The sequence below is a fragment of the Corallococcus aberystwythensis genome (assembly GCF_003612165.1).
GTDB lineage: Bacteria > Myxococcota > Myxococcia > Myxococcales > Myxococcaceae > Corallococcus > Corallococcus aberystwythensis.
The window spans coordinates 1-4,379 of sequence record NZ_RAWK01000450.1; the positions used below are offsets into that span (position 1 = coordinate 1).

The window sequence follows — 4,379 nt, forward strand, 5'->3', positions numbered from 1 at the left end:
GGTCACGTCCGGCGGATGGAGCCATCGGCTGGCGGAGCCGCGTGCGTCCTGAAGGCGCATCAGGCATTCAACCGCCCAGAGCGGGTCGTGGTCGGAGTAGAGCGACTTGGTGGCATCGGCGTCGTGAACGGTGACCTCGGGGCTCACGAAGAGGTAGTCGAACTTCTCATTAATGCCGCCGAACGTGTCCCTCGGCACCTCGCCGAACGGGCCCCCGCCCTTCGGTAACTCGCCGTGAGTGTGCTCGCCGTCGCGGCAGAAATCGCGCTCCTTGATGTCATCCCCGCAGGGGCTGTCGACTTCCTTGAACGCCCCGTGCGCGCCCTGTCCGTAGTCAGAGAGATAGAAGCTGCTCAGCGCCTCGGACCCAGGCTCGTCATTCAGGTCGCCGCCGAGTATCACGGTGTAGCCCGCGTAGTTCTCGGCCAGCACACTTCTCGCCCGCTCCGCCTCCCGCTCTCGCTGTTCCCTGTTTTCCCCACCGTTGACGAGATGGACCGCACAGACAACCAGACGTTTCGAATCCGAGTTCAGACACAGCATCCTGCGTTGCTCGCGGTTCGGACCGCTCTGCAAGTCATATGACTTCATCTGGAGGCCGGAGAAGCTTTTCCGATAGATGATGGCATTGCCGAACAGGGAACCATGTTTACACGGCTGCAATTGGAGGTTGCCCTTGTCGTCGCTCTTGAGGACAGGGTCGAACTGCACGTTGTAATCAGGCAGTTGCTCGTCCAGGTAGTCCAACCAGTCCTTGCAGCCTTCGTTGATGGTGACAAATGCCAGCTCGGGGCTGCGACCCTTGATGCTTCGCACCAGGGCGTCTGGCGCCTTGCGGCCAGCGTCAGCGTACTCATCGGCTCCACCCGCCATGTTGAACTGGCCGATGAAGATGCGCTCCGAGTAGTCCCTGGCGGGATCATCCGGCGGAATCGGCGCCATCAGCACTACCGCCGCCAAGGCGAGCACCAACGCCGTCAGCGGACTGGCAAGCGTGCGTGGGCAAGGGACTCTCTTCGATGGCTCCATGTGTTTTTCCCTCCCTATCAGCGCGGCGGCCAGGGGCCAGGTGCGCACATCGCCGCTCGCGCTCACATCCTGCGTTCCCTCCATGGAAACCCCCGCCAAGGGGAGACGCTTCTGGCCAAGCGGGTGGCGGCGAACGAGGAGGTCCTCCTCGCCTCGGGTCACGTCCGGCGGATGGAGCCATCGGCTGGCGGAGCCGCGTGCGTCCTGAAGGCGCATCAGGCATTCAACCGCCCATCCCTCCACCGAGTTGCTCCTCCATGCGTCGTAGGAACACGGTCAGGCAGGGCGCGATGCGTGTGCCAGGGCCGTGTTGTCACCCTCCATTCCCCACGAGCAGAAGGCATACAAACCCACATCGTGCGTGAGCAACAGCCGAAAGGGTTCGTACACCTGGCTTGGGGAAATGGCTCTCCCGCACTTAATGTAATCCGCGAGCGAGGAGACAGGCGGTGACAGCATGAGGCTGTTGCGGCGAGCACTCCTGGAAATGAAAGAGTTGTATTCGACTCCTGGCTGTCGAATCGAGCTCATCGCCAGGGACCGCTCCACCGAGTACGCACGCGCGGCAACTCTCGGTGCGCCCAGCGCTCAGCAGGTCGCAGACCGCTGGCACCTGCTGCTCAATGGGCGGCATGCCAGCTTCGCTCGCGTGATGAATTGCGTGCTGGGGAGGAAAGCAGGGCCTGCCGAGTTGCCGCCTACGAGGCGGTGCGACACCTGCACCTGGCCGGAGAGCCCCTGCTGAGAATCAGTCGCACCCTGGGGCTGGCGCGAGCAACGGTGCGCAAGTACGCCCGCGCAGAAACGTTTCCAGAGCGCGCGGTTCAAGTACCCGGTCCAACGCGGGGGACGGGCACCCGCAGGCCCGGTGAGAGAAGCCAGTACACGCCTCTCTCCCGCATCTTCGAAGACCTCAACTGCAAGAACGAGAAGACCGGCCTCACCTTCTAGTTGCTGCCAAAGTAGCGGGCCCGAGGGACGGGCCTTGCGGAGGAGAATCCATGGAAGCGCTCATCACCTTCTTCTTCGCCTGCATGGTCCTTGCGTGCATCGCCCTTGCGGCCCTCGTGTTCCACATCCTCCGCGGCCGTATCGAGCCCGTCCTCACGCGGCCGGGGCGCGTCGTCGCCAAACGGCAGGCGGGCAGGGGCTACTACTACGCCCCGACCTACTTCGTGACGTTTGAGTTCCAGGACGGCAGCCGCGACGAGTTCGAGACCTTCGACAGGCAGTATGGCCTCCTGACCGAAGGCGCCCAGGGCACCCTCATGACGCAGGGAAGGAATCTCAGGGGGTTTGCGCGGCAGCCGCCCCAACGAGGACCAAGCTTCCCCCGGCCGCTCCATACGTAGTCCGCGACACGCCGCCCCTCCAGCAGCCGGGCAGACGTGAGGCCGTATCCTCAGTCTGGGCACGCCGGGACTACGCCTACTTCCGCTGTGGCACAGCCAATCTCTTCTGCGCGGTGGAGTCCAAGGCGGGGTGGCACTTCGTGAAGGCCACATCCAATAGAAAGAGTCCGGCGTTTGCCGAAGCCCTCCAGGACATCGCCAAGAGGTACCCGGAGGCGAACACCATCCACCTGGTCCTGGACAACCTCAGTACGCACAGCCGCCATGCGTTGGAGGTGCGGTACGGGGTACGTGCAGGGCGTCGGCTCTGGCGTCGATTCACTCCACACTACACGCCCGTCCGCGGCAGTTGGCTCAATCAGGCGGAGGTGGAGATTTCCCTGCACTCCCGTCAGTGCTTGGACAGGCGGCGCATCCCCACGCTCGACAAGCTCCGCTGCGAAACGCAGGCATGGCAGAAGTGGGCCAACCGCCAGCGAATCCGGATTCGCTGGCGATTCACCGTGCCGAACGCCCGAGCGAAGTTCCATTACCAACCCACAGACTTCACCCGGTCATAGGACTAGTAGCCCTCGATGGTGATCAACAACCGTCTGTCCTGGACAAGGTTCGCGAGGGAGGCCCTTGACTGGACCGTGTTGTTCTCATCGTTATTGCAGCCCAGGACCTGCGTGGTGGCATTGTGGTCGCGGATTTCAAGCACCGTATCGAAGCTCAAGTTGATCATGAATCATCTGTAGGAGCCCGTCGCGGGCACGGTCCACCGGCAGGAAATGTCTCGCGACGACTCGGAGCCGCGCTGGAAATTCTCAGCACATGCCTTGAGCGCTAATTCTTGTAGATGTTCAGGCGGGCGTAGTTGCCGTAGCTGCCACTGTTGCTGCCGTCATAGGCCTCAATGATAATCAACAGGGCCGTGCCTTTGGCGAGGCTGGCAAACTCGATTCTCGACTGTTCCGTATTTGAATAATCGTCACTACAGCCAAGGATCTCCGAAGCGTTTCTATAATTGCGAATCTGGAGGACGGTGTCGAAGTTCGAGCCAATGGTGCTGAAGGTGTACGACCCCGTCGAGGGCGCCTGCCAGATGTAGGAGATGTCTCGCGACCCTCCGCCATTGCAACTGACGCTCCATTGATTGGAGGTCGTGCTGATTGCAGAGTAGGTGGCAGCAGGGGCGCCGAGCGCAGTGCCCAGATCGGCGATAAGCCCCTGAGCATGCACGTGCCCCGTCTCCGCGAATTCGAGCGCGTCAGGATCGGAGAAAACAGAAGCCCTAGCTTCCTTGGCCGGAGTCACCGTGGGCTTGCCGCCTTCGAATTCCTCGCCCTCCACTGCGGGTCCGCAAGCCACCAGCAAAGACGCCAACGCAACCGCACCGAGACTTTTCATTTTCCACCTAGTCAACCAGGATTTGGCCAGCACAAGCATATGCGTGATTTTCACGATATTCAATAAGAACCAGCTTTACTTGTTTTTTTGATTGGAGTCGCTTGGCATCGCCGTGGATGAAAGGCAGCCCTGGTGTGAGCAGGTGTTTGTTGGGGGCAGCTGATCCGGCAGCAAGATCAGGCCTGGGGCTCTACGAGCCGCACAAGTTCGAGCAACTGGCCGATGGAAGAGGCGTTCACCCAGGGCGTCATCCAGGTCCGCCGCTTGAACCAGGAGCGGCCCCCTGCGGTGAACGCATCCTCTGGTAGGCCGATGGCCACCTGAGAGGGACTCAGGTGCCGCTCAGCAAGGCTGCCCTGCTGAGGCAAGCCCCGAAAATGAAAACGGGCTGGAGACCTTTCGGCCTCCAGCCCGCTTCATCGTTTGGTCGGGGAGACAGGATTTGAACCTGCGACCCCTTGGTCCCGAACCAAGTGCTCTACCAGGCTGAGCCACTCCCCGATATCCGGTGCTGCGCCAGGAACTGCCCTCGGGCCCGGCGAAGCGTGGGCGGATCTATCTGAGCCGCTTCCTTGAGTCAACGGACTCTTTTGCCCCTCCCTTCCC

Annotated in this window: 3 protein-coding genes, 1 tRNA gene and 2 pseudogenes; 3 read left to right on the forward strand and 3 right to left on the reverse strand. The window is 62.0% G+C overall.

Annotation, left to right across the window (positions count from 1 at the left end; all coding sequences use genetic code 11):
* Positions 1–1,113 (reverse strand): endonuclease/exonuclease/phosphatase family protein (locus D7W81_RS40040; RefSeq protein ID WP_147445801.1); only part of this gene is annotated, 1,113 nt, incomplete at its 3' end.
* A 436-nt stretch (positions 1,114–1,549) separates the two neighbouring features.
* On the opposite strand from D7W81_RS40040, the pseudogene D7W81_RS44630 reads away from it, so the two are divergent.
* From D7W81_RS44630 to D7W81_RS44490, 3 genes and pseudogenes are all read left to right on the forward strand, one after another.
* Positions 1,550–1,875, forward strand: a pseudogene (locus D7W81_RS44630) (ISL3 family transposase); the annotation flags it as partial.
* A 155-nt stretch (positions 1,876–2,030) separates the two neighbouring features.
* Positions 2,031–2,381: a DUF2500 domain-containing protein gene (locus D7W81_RS40045; RefSeq protein ID WP_120560582.1), complete on the forward strand. Its 351-nt coding sequence runs from the start codon at positions 2,031–2,033 to the stop codon at positions 2,379–2,381.
* A 77-nt stretch (positions 2,382–2,458) separates the two neighbouring features.
* Positions 2,459–2,941 (forward strand): annotated as a pseudogene (locus tag D7W81_RS44490) (transposase); the annotation flags it as partial.
* Between the two features lie 268 nt (positions 2,942–3,209).
* Here D7W81_RS44490 and D7W81_RS40055 read toward each other — a convergent pair.
* Together D7W81_RS40055 and D7W81_RS40060 are read right to left on the reverse strand one after the other, a co-directional pair.
* Positions 3,210–3,827, reverse strand: a complete 618-nt coding sequence (locus D7W81_RS40055) for a hypothetical protein (RefSeq protein WP_147445802.1) — start codon at positions 3,825–3,827, stop codon at positions 3,210–3,212.
* Positions 3,828–4,197: 370 nt separating this feature from the next.
* Positions 4,198–4,274, reverse strand: a tRNA-Pro gene (locus D7W81_RS40060).
* Positions 4,275–4,379: the final 105 nt, after the last annotated feature.